Genomic DNA, 15,787 nt, shown 5'->3' on the forward strand with positions numbered 1-15,787 from the left:
GTCCGTTCGGGAATGCCATTCCTGAAGAAAGGCGGCAGATGCTGCCAGCGCATCTGCGCCGACGGAAGGTTCTCGTGTGACGACGATTCATCGCGACACGATCAGCATGGTGCGTGCACACCCCGGTGTCTACGCCCCCCAGGACGATTCGAGACTGCTCTGCGAGGTCATGCCGGTGGCGGCGTCGCCCCTGGGTGCGCGTGCCCTCGATCTGTGTACGGGTACTGGAGTGCTCGCGCTCCAGGCTGCGTGTCTCGGTGCACGTGAGGTGCTCGCCTACGACCTGGATGCTCGCGCCGTCGCGTGCGCCCTGGACAACGCCGAGCGCATCGGTGTCGAGGTCGATGCGCGACAGGGCACGCTCATCGACGCCCTCGCCGAGGCGCCGTTCGACCTCGTGGTCTCCAATCCGCCGTACGTACCGTCGCCGACCGCGCCGGAGGGGCGCGGTGTGCACCGTGCGTGGGACGCCGGCGCCGACGGTCGTATCGTCCTGGACCCGTTGTGCGACAACGCATTCGATCTCCTCACTCCGGGCGGCACCATGCTGATCGTGCAGTCCGAGTTCGCCGGTGTGGACCGCACGATCGAGCGTCTGATGCGGTCCGGCACCACGGTCGACGTGGTGGCTCGCCGTCGGATCGCGTTCGGTCCCGTCATGCACGCGCGCGCCGAGTGGCTCGAGGCCACGGGCGCCCTGCAGCCGGGTCGGCGCTCTGAGGAACTGGTGGTCGTCCGTGCCCGACGCGCCTGACGCTGCTCCCGCAGCACGGCTCGTCCGTGTTGTTCCGGGCGGGCCGGTGATGGTGGAGGGGCCCGTCGACGTGGAGATGGAGGACGGCACCCGCGTGCGGTCCGACCGCTTCATGGTGGCGCTCTGCGCGTGTCGACGCAGCAAGAACTACCCCTTCTGCGACACCAGCCATCGCCGCAAGATCCGTGCGTCCACCACCGAGGACCGGGGTCGCGACGACTGACACGGCCCGGACGTTTCACGGCGCCCTGCGGGGGCACTCCGGCGTCGTGGACACCAGGGAACAGCCGACGGTCGTCTCGTCGGAAGAGCAGTGGCGTCGGGTACTGCGTGAGCGCGGGCTGCGCGTGACCCGCCCGCGCCTGCGCGTGCTGAACGTCGTGGCGCGGCACCCACACGTCGACGCCGGCTACGTGGCCCGCACGCTGAAGAGCCAGGGGATGTCGCGGCAGACCGTCTACGGCAACCTCGACGCACTCGTGTCGGTGGATCTCCTGCGCCGGATCGAGCCCGCCAATTCGCCCGCGCTGTACGAACTTCGGGTCGACGGCGACGACCACCACCATCTGATGTGCCGGCAGTGCCGCCGAGTGTTCGACACGGCCCTCACCTCCGATGTGCGTCGACGCGCTCCCGAGCCGGAGGACGACGACTTCGACATCGACGGCGTCGACGTCTTCTTCTGGGGTGTGTGTCGTGACTGCCGGACGGGTAACCAGCAGGTATGAGCGATGATCGCGAGAAGATGCTGACGGACCACCACCGTCCGGACGGGTCCGACGATGCCACGGTGTCCGCCGTCGGTTCGGTCTCGGAGGCCCTCGAGTGGGTGGAACGCGCCCGCGGCCACCTGTACACGTTCCACCAGCTGATGGGCCACGCCGATCTCCAGTTCGGCTCTGCCGCGGACGAGCTCCGCGACGCAGGGCACGGTGACGCAGCGGACGCACTGGAGCGAGAGGTGATCGGCCGCAACGTCATCGAGGGTCGGTGGACGTTCCAGATGGTCGAGGACTTCGACGACGGGTACTGGACCACCGCGCGTGAGCACGAACGCCGGATCCGCGACGACCTGATGGACGGCCGCCGTCACGTCTTCGAGGCGGAGATGAAGGAGGACCGGCGCACGCACGGCAAGCGCGGTCACGAGGCAACACCCTGACAGGAGGATCGACACGATGACGATGACGAGCGACACGGTGCGCGGCGTGCTCGACGCACCCGACGGAACGCTGCTGGTGATGCGGGACGGTGAACTGACGATGACCGACGACGATTCGGGTGCCGTTCTGGTGACCACCAAGGCGGCACTCGTCGAGCAACTGGGAGACGACAGGTCACCCGAGCGACTCGAGACGGCGGCCACCGCGCTGAACGACATGATCGACAAGCTCGGGGCGTGATCATGTCGACGTCCGACGAGAAGCACTCGGAGCCGTCCGGTTTCGCGGAGGCGTCGGGGCCACCCGACTTCGGGATCGAGCCGACGCGCCGCGACTCCGGCGACGACCGCCTAGCGGACCCGGCCGACCAGAGCGCGACCGGTCGAGACGGTGAGCCCGAGCAGCCCTCGGACACCTGACACCGACAGGGCCGAGGACCACACGGTCTCGGTGGTGTTCGGGGGCACCGGGCGGTCGGCGATGCGATCGGCGAGCCAGTTCAGCGTCGCAGGTGCGGCGATGGGATGCAGCGACAGGTGCTCGCTGAGCCGGTCGCGCACGTACGTCACGTGGGCGCCGGCGGTGCGGTACCGCTCCACCTGCCCGTCCACGTCGTCGACGGCGATGATGGGGTCGTGCACCGCCTGCATGATGAGGAGCGGGAAGCTCGGTGCGGACTTGCCGGGCTGGATGTCCTGGAAGATCTGCACCAGCTCGGGGGTCGCCATGACGTCGGCGAGCGGGATGTCCGTGTAGCGCTCGAGGTCGTGCATCAGCAGCGTCAGAACGGCGTGCACCGTGGTCTTGCGCTCGAGTGAGGACAGAATGGTCATGCCGGGCTGCGCGACGTGATCGCGGATCGTCCGGTCCAGATCGGGGTAGGTGCGGCGCAGACCCTCGACCACCATGGTGGGCAACGCGGCGAAGATCGTGCCGTTGAGGCGGGAGAACGCCGACGCCGGATCACCGACGGGCGAGCCCAGCGCGGCACCGACGACGTTCAGCTCCGGCGCGTACTCGTCGGCGGCCTCGGCGGCCCACGACGTGGCCAGGCCGCCGCCCGAATACCCCCACAGTGCGACGGGCGCCGAGTCGTCGAGCTCCAGAGGTGCGAAGGACAGGGCGGCGCGGATGCCGTCGAGAGTGCAGTATCCGGGTTCGATCGGTGCACCCCAGCGGCCGTCCATGCCCTCGTGATCCGGCAGGGACAGCGCCCACCCGCGGCGCAGCGCGTACAGGATGATGAGCAGCTCGAACTGGGGCACGGCGCCGTGGGCGTGTGCTCCGTCCCGCAGCGCGTACGACGGGAAGCAGCGGTCCGAGACGGCGTCGATGGCGCACTGGTAGGACAGCAGCGGCCTGCTCCGACCCGGAACCGCGCCGGCCGGCAGCAGGACCGTGGTGACACCCGTGCGCGGTTCGCCGTGCATGTCGGACGTTCGGTAGAGCAGCTGCCATGCCGACACGCGCTGGCGGATGGTGCCGAACAGGGCGATCTCGACACGGCGCGACCGCAGCACGGTCCCCAGCTCGGCCTTCTCGAACCCGGCGGGGGAGCGGTAGAACGGATCCTTGTTCGGCGTCGTCGTCAGCCGCTCGACGGCATCGTCGGAGTCAGTGCTCCGGTCCGCCGCCGTCCCTCGCCCACCCGTGAACGCTGCATCTCGTTCGATGCTCATGTGCGTCTCGCTTCCTGATTCGTCGAGTCACAGTAACCCGACGACGCAGGAGGCGACCGACGCATGCGCCGGATCAGGTGAGGGAGACCAGCTCGTGGATGTCGTCCTTCGGCAGGCCGTCGGTCGCCACGGCCGTGACCGTGGAGCTGTTCAGCGTGATCGAACCCTTGTGGTTGTCGAGGAACGCGGTGTCGGCCGCATCGCGTCCGGTCGCGATCCGGACCAGCGTCGATCGAGGTGCGAGACACGTCGCGTCGACGACGTGCCAGGTGTCGTTCACCAGGGCCTCCGCGACGGCGTGGAAGTCCATCGGCTCGCATCCGGGTGCGTAGACGGCGACCAGACGAGCTGGAACGTTCAGCGCGCGCAGCATCGCGACGACCAGGTGCGCGTAGTCACGGCACACGCCGGCACCGGCGAGCAGCGTGTCCGCCGCACCGTCGATGGGATCGCTGCTGCCCGGGACGTAGTGCAGTCGACGGCCGACCCAGTCGGAGACCTCCGACAACAGCACCGCGTCGTCCGACTCGCTGCCGAACTCCGTGGCGGCGAAGCCGAAGAACTTGTCGGCCTCCGCGTACCGGCTCGGACGGAGGTAGACCGAGCGATCGAGATCCGTGACGGGGGACGGCTCCGCGTTCCCGGTGACGGTCGCGTCGTAGTAGACCTGCAGGTTGCCCACCGGCGCCTCGAGGACGTGGATCCGGTTGCCGTGGGCTCCGCTGACCTCGCGGGCCTCGACCGTCTTCCCGTCCAGGACGAACGAGAGGGTCTCGGCGACCTGCGCGCCGGGATGCGGGGCCACGGCGATCTGGAACTCCAGGGTGCTGGCGGCCGTGATGTCGACATCGAGGCGTGCGGAGACGACGCGTTCGGTCATGGAGGTGCTCGTTTCCGGGGGGCGAGGGGGTGTGCGCGGAGGTGTACCCAGCCTGACCAGGAACGACGCGTGTCGCTGGACACAGTGGGACGACCGCGAGTGTGAACTGTGGAATGTAGGCCCCGGATTCCGGGGTCCGGATTCCACCATCGCCCGGCGGCGAGGGGAGACGTGGAGCCGATGACGGGAATCGAACCCGCGTATTCAGCTTGGGAAGCTGATGTTCTGCCATTGAACTACATCGGCCGGTGGAGCTGCCCCTGAAGATTAGCAGGGCGCCCGGGTGGCCTCGGCGGGCTCGGTCGATAGTCTCTGTGCGTGCTGCTCTCCGATCGCGACATCAAGGCCGAGGTGGATGCCGGAACGCTCGGCATCGAACCGTTCGACGAGGCGATGGTGCAGCCGTCGAGTGTGGACGTGCGCCTGGACGGGCTGTTCCGGGTGTTCGACAACTCGCGCTACACCCACATCGACCCGAAGCTGCAGCAGGACGAGCTGACCACCTTGGTGGAGCCCGCCGAGGGGGAGCCGTTCGTTCTGCATCCGGGCGAGTTCGTGCTCGGGTCGACGCTCGAGCTGACGACCCTGCCGAACGATCTCGCGGGGCGACTGGAGGGCAAGTCGAGTCTGGGCCGGCTGGGACTTCTCACACACTCGACGGCGGGTTTCATCGATCCGGGCTTCAGCGGACACATCACGCTGGAGCTCTCGAATGTCGCCAATCTGCCCATCACGTTGTGGCCGGGCATGAAGATCGGGCAGCTCTGCTTGTTCCGTCTCTCCAGTCCGGCGATCAATCCTTATGGCAGCTCAGCGCTGGGATCGAAGTATCAGGGACAGCGCGGCCCGACTCCGTCGAAGGCTTATTTGAACTTTCTCCAGTAGACCTACGGTCGGTTTTCGCCGTCGTATACGTTGCTATGCCCGGTTTGACGCTCTACTATCGGTCTGTCTGAAACTCCGACAGCCGATGGTGGTGATCCATGATGCGAACCGAGACGGAAACGTTCGGTGTCTCCATGAGCACCGGGTGCGTGCGCGGAGTCGTGATGGACCCGGAGGGCCGGGTCGTCGAGGTGCGCTCGCTCGCCACCGGATCCGACCATCCTCTGTCCGCGGCCGCTGCGGCAGCGTTCGAGATGGCCGCGGATCTGTGCGTGAGTCCGGACGCGCCGGTGATCGCAGTGGGGGGAGACCCCGAGAGCACCTACGGTCCCGGCGGAGTTCGACTCGTCGCCGAGTGCGACGCGCTGCTGGCCGCCGCACGGATGGAGGGCTGCGTCGACGCGGCTCGCACGCTCGCGGTCGTCGACCTCGGTCGGGTCGGCACGCGCGTGCACGTCCTGGACACGCAGACCGGTGACCTGTACTCGAGCGTGGGCATCACGGAACTGTCCGGTGACGCGATCGACGCCGCGGTCGCCGATCACCTGTCCACCACCTTCGGTGCTGCCGAGAAGATGAGCCCCGCGGCCGTGCGCACCCTGGCCCGAGACAGTCTCGCGGCCAAGGAGATGCTGTCCGACGAGCGTGCGGTCGACCTGTCGGGGCCGTTCGTCACCGACTCGGTTCGCCTGCGCCGCACCGACTTCGAACTTCTCATCGCCCAGCCCACCGCGATGCTCGTCGACCTCGTGGACGACGCCGTGGCCCGGGGAGCCGACGCCGTGCTCCTGGTCGGCGGCGGCGCGCACATCCCGTCGGTGCGCCGCGACATCGCCGCTCGGGTCGCGGTCCCCGTCATCACGCCGCGCTGGCCGCAGTTCTTCGCGGCCATGGGCGCCGCACATCTCTCCACCGTCGTGCCCCCCGCCGTGGACGCCATGCCGCTGCCCGTCGTCACCGCACCGCCGGCGGACGACGAGGTCACGGCCGCCTTCACCACGGTGGCGGAGCCGGCTCACACCCCAGCGGCGGAGCCGGTTCCCACCCCGGAACCCGAGGTGGCACCGGAGCCGGAGACCGCTCGACCACCGCTGCCCACGCCGCGCGTCGTCACCGGTGCGCCTCGACGCGCCCGTTCCACGCGGCGACGTCGGTCCCGTGCCGGTGTCGTGGTGGGAACCACGGCGCTCGTCGCCGCGGTCACCCTCGGCGCGGCCGCCGGTGCGTCGGGACGGTCGGAGACCGAGGCCGTGCAGGCGACGGATCGCGTCGTCGTCACGTCGTCCGTCGACGCCACGCCCACTGCCACCACCGTGCCCAGCACTGCCCCGCGCGTCGACGCGGCGCCGGCCTCGCCCTCGGCGGCGTCGTCGAGCGCCACCGCCGCGCAGGCGCCGTCCACGGAGACGCCCGTCGCAGCACCGTCGAGCGTCACTCCGTCGACCTCGATCTCCCAGCGCCCGACGCTCGCCCCGGCACCCTCCACCGCGGTACAGGACGAGCCGGAGGAGACGCCGGCGCCCACCACGACACGGCGGCCGAACTCGAACACCAGCACGACGACGACATCTGCGGCTCCGTCGCCGACGACCACGACGACTCGGACGACCACGCCCACGGCAACCAGCGCGCAGGCCACCACGACGCCCTGACGTTGCCGGGCGGGACCGTACGAGACCACGCATCATCGAGAACGAACAGGCGGACGACGACGACATGCACATCGTGCTGGGAATCTCGGCGACGAGCGACGAGGTGACGGCGGCTCTCGTCGACGTCGAGCTGCCTCGGCTCGGTCCGGTCGACGAGCGCACCATCCCGATGCAGACCGGGTCCCCGGCCGAGGTGGCCGCGGCGGTCGCAACGTCCATCGGTGTCATGCGGCTCCGGGCTGCCCGCGCCGATCTGCTGCTCACCGGTGCCGCCGTCGTCCTCGAGTCGCCGCATCTGCGTGAGCCCGTCGAGTCCGCGCTGCGCGACGGTCACGTTCGCGACGTGGTCGTCGTCGACGCGGTGGACGTCGATCCGTCCCTCGAACCGGCGGTCGCCGTCGCGCTGTGGGCCGACCACGACGCGGGCGACGCGATCACCGGTCCGATCCCGGTGGTGCTGCCCGAGCCGGTCGACGCGTCCTCACGCGAGACGCGCCGAGGGTTCGCCGTCGTGGGTGCGGGAGTCGCTGCCGCCGTCCTGGCCGGATCGTTCGCGGTCTGGGCCGTGACGGGACCGCGGGCTCCCGAGGCCGCCGGTGTCGCGGAACCCCTGTCCACGTCGGCCACCGACTCGGCCGAGGCGGGCACCGGTATCGCCCCCAATCCCGCAGCGCCCGCCGGATCGAGCCCCACGGCCGTGCCGGCACCCGTGCCCGGCGGCACCACGGTCGCGGACGCCCTCACCGGCATCCGCCCCGGTGTCACGCAGCAGAACGGCGCCGCGTCGGTGCCCGCCGCACCCGGTGCCGCGACCACGCGACCGGGAACCTCGTCGGCGGCGCCGTCCAGCGGTGGATCGACGAGCGGCGGATCCACGAGCGGTGGATCGACGACGAGTGGTTCCACGAGCGGTGGTTCGACGAGTGGTGGTTCGACCAGCGGTGGTTCGACCAGCGGTGGTTCGACCAGCGGAGGCTCCACCGGCGGCGGATCGACCAGCGGCGGCGGAACCGGCACGGGTGGTACCGATCCCGGCACCGGTACAGGCGGTGGTTCCGGCGGCGGCGAGACACCCGGATCGACGGGAGGCTCGTCGTCCGAGCCGCCGACGGATTCCGAGCCGCCGACCCAGCCGTCCGAGCCCGACCCGACGCCGGACACGTCCGGTACCGCGTCGGTCGAGTGACGCCCCGGTTCCTAGTGAAACCAACCAAACTTTGCCAATAGCCACTGAGAACCGACCTTTTCCCTGTTCGAGCGCCTAGGCTTCGTCGCGGAACACCAGGAACGGGGCGGGTCATGCGAGCAGTGGTAGGAATTTCCCTCGGAGCGTCGGCGATACGAGCCGCGGTGATGGATCCCATGGGTCGTGCGTTGCTCGGTACCGAGTCCGTCACGGTGGCACGCGGTCGCGATCGACTGGAAGCCGCTGTCGACGTGGTGGATTCGGTCTGTGCGCGCCACGGCGCCGATCGTGAGACCGCCGTGCTGGTGGTTCCGGACGAGCCCCGGTCACGCGTGGGTACCATCTCCCTGTCCGTGCACACCGGCGGATGTGTCCGTCTCGCTTCGGAACTCGGCGCCCAGCTGATGTATCTGAGAATGCGCGGCCTGGTCGAGTCGGGATCCACGATCGCCGTCGTCGACATGGGGAAGAGCGGTACGTCGGTGTCCGTCGTCGACGTGGCCACGGGCTTCGTCAAGGACGCGACGTGGACCGACCGCTACCGGGGCAGTGCCTTCGCGGACAGTGTCCGCGAGCACCTCCTGGCTGCCTACGGCACAGCGGAACCGCTGTCGCCGAACGACTCTCAGCTACTGACCGAGGGCGTCGAGTGGGCGATGGAGATGATCGCCCTGCACCGCGTCGTGCGCGTCGGCGGACCGTTCGTCGGGGGCACCGTGAACGTCTGGCGGACCACGGTGGACCGGCTGATGCTGGACTACGTCACCGAGGCTGCCGACTGGGTGAGCGATGTGGTGCGCCGGGGTGCGCATCGTGTCGACGCCGTGGTGCTGGCCGGCGGACCGGCGAACCTCCCTCTGCTGCGCGGTGTGTTCGCGCGCGAGTGGGGTTCCGCTCTGGTGATGCCGCAGGATCCGCAGTCCATCGCCGCGACGGGGGCTGCCCTCCTCGCCGCACGGCGGTCGGAGTCTCCGTTCAGCGCGCCGCTGCCGGTGGTACCGACGCGGTCGGAACCGGTGCCCGCAGTGACGACGCAGTCGCGGCACGCACTGGTCTGACCGTCAGGCCGCGTTCCACCGCATCCGGACGGTCGTGCCGTCCTCCGAGGAATCCACCGACGCCTCGTGCGCGAGCGCATGAATGAGGGGAAGCCCTCGACCTCGGCGCGGATCGTTGCCGTTGTCGACCCAGGATCCCCGATCGGTCACGTCGATGGTCACCTCGCCGGCCCGCGGAGTACGCACCTCGAGTCCGACGGTGCGCACCACGGTGTCCGCGGAGCGCTCGTAGGCGTGCTCGACGCTGTTGGCCAGTGCCTCGTACGTGGCCAGGGTGATGTCCTGGCACAGGTCCTCGTCGAGGCCTCGGTCGCGCAGCCATGCGAGCACCGTCGTACGCACACCGGTCAGCGCCCGCGGCTCGGCGGGGATGTCCTGCAGGATCAGATCGCGGGTCGCGTCACCACGGTCGGTGACCGGCATGTCGTCGGCGACGTCGGTGATCATGGAAGCCCTGTACCCACTGCGCGCAGATTTTGCACATCCATGGTCGAGATCACTCGGTCGAATCGGACCGATCGTTCACCGGACCCAGCCGGCGGCGCAACGACACGGGCAGTACGAGGCAGACCGAGACGAACAGGGTGGCCGCCACTGCGCACGCGATGATGCCCGCGGTGGGACCCACCACCAGGTCGAAGATGAGCAGCGGTACGCCGGACATCGCGATGCCCAGCAGGACGAAGCCGGCGAGAGCGAACCGGTTCGCGTGGTCGACGAGCTGACGCAGTGCCCGGCGACGGAACAGGATCCTGTGCAGAGCCACCGGCGCGACCAGGAGGATGGTGGCGGTGACCGATGCTCCGAGCGTCACTAGGTAAACGGCCTGCTCGTACGTCTCGAGTTCCGGGAACCGGGCCTGGAACGGGAGGGTGAGCAGGAAGCCGGTGAGCAACTGGATACCGGTCTGCACCACTCGCAGCTCCTGCAGAAGGTTCGACCAGTTGCGATCGAGGCGCTCGGTCTCGGTCTCGTTCCGCTCGCGTGCGTTCCAGTCCGACCCGGTCAGGGGCCCGTCCGCTGTCATTCGGTGATACTACGGCGGAACCTCCGATACCCGGCGTCGTGCCTGTTTGACGGCTTGTACGATGACTCGGCTGTGGAATGGTCGAAACCTTTTCCCGCCCGTGACCGATACGGGGCTGGAACAGGTACGAATCACTGACGATCCGGGGGGTCACGGTGTCGGGACATGCCACGTCGGAACCATCCGACGGTGGCCTCGTAGAACGGACACGTCATGCAGAGGAGCGCACTCCGGCGCCAGAGTGAGTCGGCGCGGCACTATGTCGACTTCACGGCCACGGACTCCACGCTGCAGACCCTCACAGCTCTCGCGGCGACCACGCTGGGATTCTCCGCCGCGCAGCTCAACATCCTCGACGAGGACGTCCAGTACACCCGTGCTCAGCACGGGGGACCGTTCCCACACACACTGCCGCGCTCCGTCACCGCCTGCCAGCACGTGGTCGCGTCCGCGGGGCCCGTCGCGGTCTCGAACTCCGTCCTCGACCGGTTCTCGAACGATCCGGTCCGCGCGGCCACCGCGCAGGCTCTGCACGCTCTGTCGCTCGGGTCCTACGTCGGGGTTCCGTTACGCGGACGCGAGGGGCTGATCATCGGCACCCTCTGCGTGCTGGACGCCGAGCCGCACCCCGCGAACGAGTACACGGTCACCACTCTCACCGAGTTCGGTCGGGTGGTCGAAACCCATCTCGAGGCGCTGCGTGGTCACGGCCGCTCGAAGAGCGCCGGGTGCGTCCGCGCTGTCGCGGCCGCGATCGAGCGGGGCGAGATCACTCCCTGGTATCAGCCGATCGTGGACGTGTCGTCCGGCGCCGTCACGGCGGTCGAGGCTCTTGCCCGCTGGACGCGTCCGGGCGACGGCACCACTGCGCCGTCGATGGTGAGCCCCGCGGACTTCCTGCCCACCATCGAGGGCAGCGACCTCGAGATCGACGTCGACCACGCGGTCCTCGTCCGCGCGCTCGTCGACTTCGAGCGGTGGATGGTCGACGCTCCCGAGATGGACCTGCACGTCAACCTGTCCGCGCGGCATCTCGCGGCCCCCGACGCGGTACGCCACCTCATCGAGATCGTCGCCGCGTCCGCGGTGCCGGCGGCGCGCGTGGTCTTCGAACTGACCGAGACCGTGTCGCATGCTCGCCCGGCGCGGGCCCACGAGTTCGTCAGCGCCCTGCAGGCCGTCGGGTTCCGGGTGCTGCTCGACGACATCGGCATCGGCTTCTCGTCGCTCGAACGCCTCGTCGACTTCCCCGTCGACGGATTCAAGATCGACGCGGGCATCGCGCGCACGCTCGGTACCGCCGCGGGCGACTCGTTGGTCCGCGCACTGGCCGGATTCGCGGTCGACACCGGCCGTGCCCTGGTCGTCGAGGGAATCGAAAGCGACCACCAGGTCGCGGCCGCCCGCCATACTGGGTGCACTCGCGTCCAAGGATTTCTCTACTCTCGTGCGGTGCCCGCGCGCGACGTTCGCTCTCTGTTCGATTAGGGGGGCGCTCTCGCGGGTACCCCCCATCGTCGCGTCCTCCGGGACGCGTCGGCGGGACGGCCAAGATCGGGGACATCATGCGCAACGCGTACACAGCTCAACTCGAGGGACTGAACGACGATCTGTGCGCTCTCGCGCAGGCGGCGGAGACCGCCATGCGCGACGCCAGCATCGCTCTGCTCGACGGCGACCTGCAGGCTGCGGAGTCCGTCATCGCCCGCGGCGAGGTACTCGGAGAACTCGGTGCCCGCTGCGAGGATCAGGCTGTCACCGTACTGGCGCTGCAGGCACCCGTCGCGGCGGATCTCCGCCGAGTGTTCTCGGCCGTGCGCATCAGCAGTGACCTCTCACGGATGGTCGGCCTCGCGGTGCACGTCGCCGAAGCCGCGCGCCGTCGCTTTCCCGAGCCGATCGTTCCCGATCATCTGATGCCGCAGTTTCGTGAGATGAGCGAATTGTGTCTCGACATGTCCGGTCGAATAGTCGACGCACTGCGTACGAGTGATCTCGGGCGTATCGATTGTCTGAGTTCACAGAACGATCGGGTCGATTCTCTGAAGACAACGGTCGTGGACACCGTGTCGGCGGACGATCACGGGCACGACGTGATGAATGCCGTGGACATCGCACTGCTGGGACGGTATTTCGAGCGCTACGCCGACCAGATCATCGATGTCGCGTCGCGGATCGTCTTCTTCGTGAGCGGCCGCAAACAAATGGCCTGAGGGTCCTCTGAAATCGTGTCGTTCGAACACGCTAAATCTGTGTGAACTCACCGTGTGATTCACCGCACTGTGGTTGTCTGAGCGAGCCTTGCGGGAAGGCAATAAGCTACCGACTGCCCTGGTACACGTATCAGCGGTCGAGTCCCAGGCGGATCCAGTCGAACGGAACGAGGTACACGTGTCTGCTCCCAGCCCGGCGGAGAGCGAGTCGGCCGAGCGCCGCGACGTCGCACTGCCGCGGGCTCGGCGATCGCGGAGGGCGACCTCGCGACGCGACTGGGAGCGCGCGTACATGGACCGGCTCCGGGTGACCGACGTGCTCGTCGTCGTCGCCGCCGTCGCCTGCGCACAGGTGGTGCGCTTCGGTCGGCCGGATCTCGAGGTACCGCGCGCGGCGTTCAACTACACGTTGGTCTCGGTCACCCTCGCGCTGACGTGGATCGCATTCCTCGCGATCTTCCGCACCCGCTCGCCGCGTGTGCTCGGCGGGGGAGCCGAGGAGTACAGGCGTCTGCTGTCCGCCACCTTCCGCCTCTTCGGGCTCGTGGCCATCATCTCGTTGCTCTTCCGCTTCGAACTGGCGCGGGGCTACCTGGCCATCGCACTGCCGGTCGGGCTGATCGGGCTCCTCGTCTCGCGGTGGCTCTTCCGCAAGCACGTGGCTCGCGGACGTCGTCGCGGCGACTATCAGACGTCGGTCGTCATCGTCGGCAGTCACAGCTCGGCCCTCTCCATGGCGCGGTCGTTCAACCGCGACGGGAGTGCCGGATACGCCGTGGTCGGGGTGTGCCTGCCGCGCACCCAGTCGGTCACCGAGGATCAGCTGTCCGTCGACGGTCTCGAGATTCCCGTCCTCGGCAACGAGAACGACGTGCTCGATGCCATCGAGGCCACGGGCGCGGACACCGTCGCCGTCACCGCGACGGACCACATCGGCCACGAGGGCATCCGCCGCATGGTCTGGGACCTCGAGAAGAAGAACGTCGATCTGGTCGTGGCTCCCGGCGTCGTCGACGTCGCCGGCCCGCGCCTGCACATGCGGCCGGTCGCCGGCCTCCCGCTCATCCACGTGGAGAAGCCGCAGTACAACGGTGCGAGCCGCTTCGGGAAGACGGCGTTCGACATGGTGTTCGCCGTGGTCGCCCTCGTCGCCGTGGCCCCGCTGTTCCTTCTCGCCGCCCTTCTCGTCAAGGCCACCAGCAAGGGTCCGGTGTTCTACCGATCCGAGCGCATGGGCCTCGACGGCACACCGTTCCAGATGATCAAGTTCCGCTCGATGGTGCAGGACGCGGACGCTCGGGTGTCGGAGTTGTTGGCGCTCAACGACAGCGAGGGCGGCGTCCTGTTCAAGATGCGCGAGGATCCGCGTGTCACCAAGGTCGGCCGCGTGATGCGGCGGCTGAGCATCGACGAGCTGCCGCAGTTCTTCAACGTGCTGCGCCGCGAGATGTCGATCGTGGGCCCGCGGCCGCCGCTGCGCCGCGAGGTGGAGACCTACGACGGCGACGTGCGCCGCCGGCTGCTGGTCAAACCCGGTCTGACGGGCCTGTGGCAGGTGAGTGGCCGCTCCGACCTGTCCTGGGAGGAATCGGTGCGCCTCGACCTGAGCTACGTCGAGAACTGGTCCATGACAGGTGATCTGCTCATCGTGCTGAAGACCCTCAAGGCCGTCGTCGGCAGCGACGGCGCGTACTGAGTCGACCGCTCATCGGATGGTCGCGAGCACCTCGGCGGCGATCTCGGGCATCGTGGCGGACCGCGACGACGGCGTCGACGCCAGTCGCGCGACCGCGGCAGGTGCCTCGCATCCGTGCCGCACCATCAGTGCACCCACGGCGAGATCGATCGCGGCGCGCGCATCAGATCGATCGCGGCGCGCGCATCGAGGGACAGCCGGATGCGCTCGGTGACCACGGCCCCGAGTCGCTCGAGCAGTACGAGTTCGTCTGCGGCCGCGCGGATGCGTTCGTGCAACGACTGCTCCGGGTCGCTCGTCATGGGTCTCCGTGTTCTCGGTCGTTCGCCTGTTCGCCCGTTCACGAGTGCAACGGTGCGGGAAAACTCTACGCCGGTCGCCCGCGCGGTCCAGACTTGTCGCTACGGTTGACTCGCGGCACACGGGGCATTCCTCGGGTCGCGGACAACGGTGTGGACGTCGATCGACGAGGAGTGAGTGCTGGTCATGACGACGCGATCGGGTGGTGACGACGACGCGCACGCACCGTTGTCCATCACCGACATCGCCGATCTGTGCCGCAGTGTCGTGCAGTTGGTCGAGGTGGACGGCGCCGCCATCACCGTCATGAGCGGCACCACGCGCGAGTTGGTCTACGCCACCGACGCCGTGTCGCAGTACCTCGACGAACTGCAGTTCACCACCGGTCAGGGTCCCTGCGTCGACGCCTTCCACCGTGGCCGGACCGTGTTCGTCGCCGATCTCGACAGCGAGGCGGAGGAGCACTGGCCCGGATTCGCCGCCGACGCGTCGGACGGGGGCGCGGCCGCTCTGTTCGCCTTCCCGCTGCGCGGCGGCAACACCGTGTTCGGCGTGCTCGAGCTGTATCGCGCATCCGTCGGTGAACTCAGCGACGAGTTCGCCGCTGTCGCCCAGCTGACCGCGGACGCGGCAGCCATCAGCCTGCTGGAAGCCTTCGCGCCCGGCCTCGGCGCGGGACAGTCGCTCGGCGACGCCTCGGACGACTCGCCGCTGGGCGACCATCGCACCCGGCCCTACGTCAATCTGGCCGTCGGCATGATCACGGTGCAGATGCGGGTGTCGCCGACCGAGGCGCTCGCCCGGCTGCGCGCCGCGGCGTACTCGGCCCGACGCCCCGTCGACGACATCGCCCGCGAGGTGGTCGAGCGCAAGGTGCGCTTCTCCACCGACGACACCGCGTCGGACTCGACGACGAAAGGACAGCCGTCGTGACTTTCCCGCCCACTTTCGATCCGCCCGGCACCGGCGCCGTCGTGGTCCACACGTCGGGGCCGTGGCGGGCACCGGGTCACGCGGCGGCGTTCGTCCAGGCCGTCGCGGATCTGGCGGCGTTGGCCGTCAGCGTCGACACCGAGGGCGACGTGCGCCTGTCGGTCGAGGCGACGCGTCGACAGCAGGTCCTCGAGGACGCCGCCGTGATCGATCAGGCCATCGGTGTGCTCGCCGAGACCCACGGTCTCGACATCGGCCCCGCGACCGACCTGCTCGTCACCGACGCCCGCCGCTCACGGACCTCGCTCGCAGATCGGGCGCGTGCGGTGATCGATGCCCTGAGCTGACCGGCTCGTTTCAC

The 15,787-nt window shown here is 69.0% G+C and carries 20 protein-coding genes and 1 tRNA gene; 14 read left to right on the forward strand and 7 right to left on the reverse strand.

Annotation, left to right across the window (positions count from 1 at the left end; all coding sequences use genetic code 11):
• Positions 1–76: 76 nt before the first annotated feature.
• The 5 genes from QRN16_RS13350 to QRN16_RS13370 are packed head-to-tail and all read left to right on the forward strand — an operon-like array spanning position 77 to position 2,157.
• On the forward strand, positions 77–754 hold the full coding sequence (locus tag QRN16_RS13350) for a methyltransferase (RefSeq protein WP_027506395.1): 678 nt from the start codon (positions 77–79) through the stop codon (positions 752–754).
• A gap of 49 nt (positions 755–803) precedes the next feature.
• Positions 804–977 (forward strand): CDGSH iron-sulfur domain-containing protein, encoded by a 174-nt coding sequence (locus QRN16_RS13355; protein ID WP_082544411.1) that lies wholly within the window; start codon positions 804–806, stop codon positions 975–977.
• 46 nt (positions 978–1,023) lie between these two features.
• Entirely contained in the window at positions 1,024–1,482 is a 459-nt protein-coding gene (locus QRN16_RS13360; RefSeq protein ID WP_222646741.1) for a Fur family transcriptional regulator, read from the forward strand.
• Entirely contained in the window at positions 1,479–1,916 is a 438-nt protein-coding gene (locus QRN16_RS13365) for a hypothetical protein (RefSeq protein ID WP_027506393.1), read from the forward strand. The genes QRN16_RS13360 and QRN16_RS13365 overlap by 4 nt, the downstream gene beginning before the upstream one ends.
• A 16-nt stretch (positions 1,917–1,932) precedes the next feature.
• A complete protein-coding gene (locus QRN16_RS13370) occupies positions 1,933–2,157 on the forward strand; it encodes a hypothetical protein (RefSeq protein WP_027506392.1) in 225 nt (74 codons plus the stop codon).
• A gap of 110 nt (positions 2,158–2,267) precedes the next feature.
• On the opposite strand, the gene QRN16_RS13375 is transcribed toward QRN16_RS13370, so the two are convergent.
• The 3 genes from QRN16_RS13375 to QRN16_RS13385 form a co-directional block, all read right to left on the reverse strand.
• Complete coding sequence (locus QRN16_RS13375) at positions 2,268–3,596, reverse strand: lipase family protein (protein WP_285187362.1); 1,329 nt, start codon at positions 3,594–3,596, stop codon at positions 2,268–2,270.
• A 73-nt stretch (positions 3,597–3,669) separates the two neighbouring features.
• Positions 3,670–4,476: a transglutaminase-like domain-containing protein gene (locus QRN16_RS13380; RefSeq protein ID WP_285187364.1), complete on the reverse strand. Its 807-nt coding sequence runs from the start codon at positions 4,474–4,476 to the stop codon at positions 3,670–3,672.
• A 172-nt stretch (positions 4,477–4,648) separates the two neighbouring features.
• Positions 4,649–4,722, reverse strand: a tRNA-Gly gene (locus QRN16_RS13385).
• Positions 4,723–4,794: 72 nt separating this feature from the next.
• On the opposite strand from QRN16_RS13385, the gene dcd reads away from it, so the two are divergent.
• From dcd to QRN16_RS13405, 4 genes are all read left to right on the forward strand, one after another.
• The gene (gene dcd / locus QRN16_RS13390; RefSeq protein ID WP_027506388.1) at positions 4,795–5,361 is read left to right on the forward strand and encodes a dCTP deaminase; all 567 of its coding nucleotides are present in this window, start codon (positions 4,795–4,797) and stop codon (positions 5,359–5,361) included.
• A 98-nt stretch (positions 5,362–5,459) separates the two neighbouring features.
• Positions 5,460–7,013, forward strand: a complete 1,554-nt coding sequence (locus tag QRN16_RS13395; RefSeq protein WP_285187366.1) for an Hsp70 family protein — start codon at positions 5,460–5,462, stop codon at positions 7,011–7,013.
• A gap of 64 nt (positions 7,014–7,077) precedes the next feature.
• Complete coding sequence (locus QRN16_RS13400; RefSeq protein ID WP_285187368.1) at positions 7,078–8,199, forward strand: hypothetical protein; 1,122 nt, start codon at positions 7,078–7,080, stop codon at positions 8,197–8,199.
• A gap of 113 nt (positions 8,200–8,312) precedes the next feature.
• The gene (locus QRN16_RS13405) at positions 8,313–9,257 is read left to right on the forward strand and encodes an Hsp70 family protein (protein ID WP_156380600.1); all 945 of its coding nucleotides are present in this window, start codon (positions 8,313–8,315) and stop codon (positions 9,255–9,257) included.
• A gap of 3 nt (positions 9,258–9,260) precedes the next feature.
• Here QRN16_RS13405 and QRN16_RS13410 read toward each other — a convergent pair whose 3' ends face one another.
• Both QRN16_RS13410 and QRN16_RS13415 read right to left on the reverse strand, forming a co-directional pair.
• Positions 9,261–9,704, reverse strand: a complete 444-nt coding sequence (locus tag QRN16_RS13410; RefSeq protein ID WP_051613502.1) for an ATP-binding protein — start codon at positions 9,702–9,704, stop codon at positions 9,261–9,263.
• Between the two features lie 49 nt (positions 9,705–9,753).
• The gene (locus QRN16_RS13415; protein WP_056443779.1) at positions 9,754–10,284 is read right to left on the reverse strand and encodes a DUF6328 family protein; all 531 of its coding nucleotides are present in this window, start codon (positions 10,282–10,284) and stop codon (positions 9,754–9,756) included.
• Positions 10,285–10,497: 213 nt separating this feature from the next.
• On the opposite strand from QRN16_RS13415, the gene QRN16_RS13420 reads away from it, so the two are divergent.
• The 3 genes from QRN16_RS13420 (at position 10,498) to QRN16_RS13430 (ending at position 14,193) form a co-directional block, all read left to right on the forward strand.
• Entirely contained in the window at positions 10,498–11,772 is a 1,275-nt protein-coding gene (locus QRN16_RS13420) for an EAL domain-containing protein (RefSeq protein WP_285187373.1), read from the forward strand.
• A gap of 77 nt (positions 11,773–11,849) precedes the next feature.
• Positions 11,850–12,497, forward strand: coding sequence for a phosphate signaling complex PhoU family protein (locus tag QRN16_RS13425; protein ID WP_285187376.1), 648 nt, complete (start codon positions 11,850–11,852; stop codon positions 12,495–12,497).
• Between the two features lie 292 nt (positions 12,498–12,789).
• Positions 12,790–14,193, forward strand: coding sequence for a sugar transferase (locus QRN16_RS13430; RefSeq protein WP_037186361.1), 1,404 nt, complete (start codon positions 12,790–12,792; stop codon positions 14,191–14,193).
• 9 nt (positions 14,194–14,202) lie between these two features.
• On the opposite strand, the gene QRN16_RS13435 is transcribed toward QRN16_RS13430, so the two are convergent.
• Together QRN16_RS13435 and QRN16_RS13440 are read right to left on the reverse strand one after the other, a co-directional pair.
• Complete coding sequence (locus tag QRN16_RS13435) at positions 14,203–14,319, reverse strand: hypothetical protein (RefSeq protein WP_285187378.1); 117 nt, start codon at positions 14,317–14,319, stop codon at positions 14,203–14,205.
• Positions 14,319–14,495, reverse strand: a complete 177-nt coding sequence (locus QRN16_RS13440; protein WP_285187380.1) for a hypothetical protein — start codon at positions 14,493–14,495, stop codon at positions 14,319–14,321. The genes QRN16_RS13435 and QRN16_RS13440 overlap by 1 nt, the downstream gene beginning before the upstream one ends.
• 184 nt (positions 14,496–14,679) lie before the next feature.
• Here QRN16_RS13440 and QRN16_RS13445 point away from each other — a divergent pair, with 184 nt between their 5' ends.
• A complete protein-coding gene (locus QRN16_RS13445) occupies positions 14,680–15,426 on the forward strand; it encodes a GAF domain-containing protein (protein ID WP_056443790.1) in 747 nt (248 codons plus the stop codon).
• Complete coding sequence (locus QRN16_RS13450) at positions 15,423–15,773, forward strand: ANTAR domain-containing protein (protein WP_285187382.1); 351 nt, start codon at positions 15,423–15,425, stop codon at positions 15,771–15,773. Before QRN16_RS13445 ends, QRN16_RS13450 begins: the two co-directional genes overlap by 4 nt.
• Positions 15,774–15,787: the final 14 nt, after the last annotated feature.

It is taken from the genome of Rhodococcus sp. MEB041, from assembly GCF_030208955.1.
In the GTDB taxonomy this organism is placed as follows: domain Bacteria; phylum Actinomycetota; class Actinomycetes; order Mycobacteriales; family Mycobacteriaceae; genus Rhodococcoides.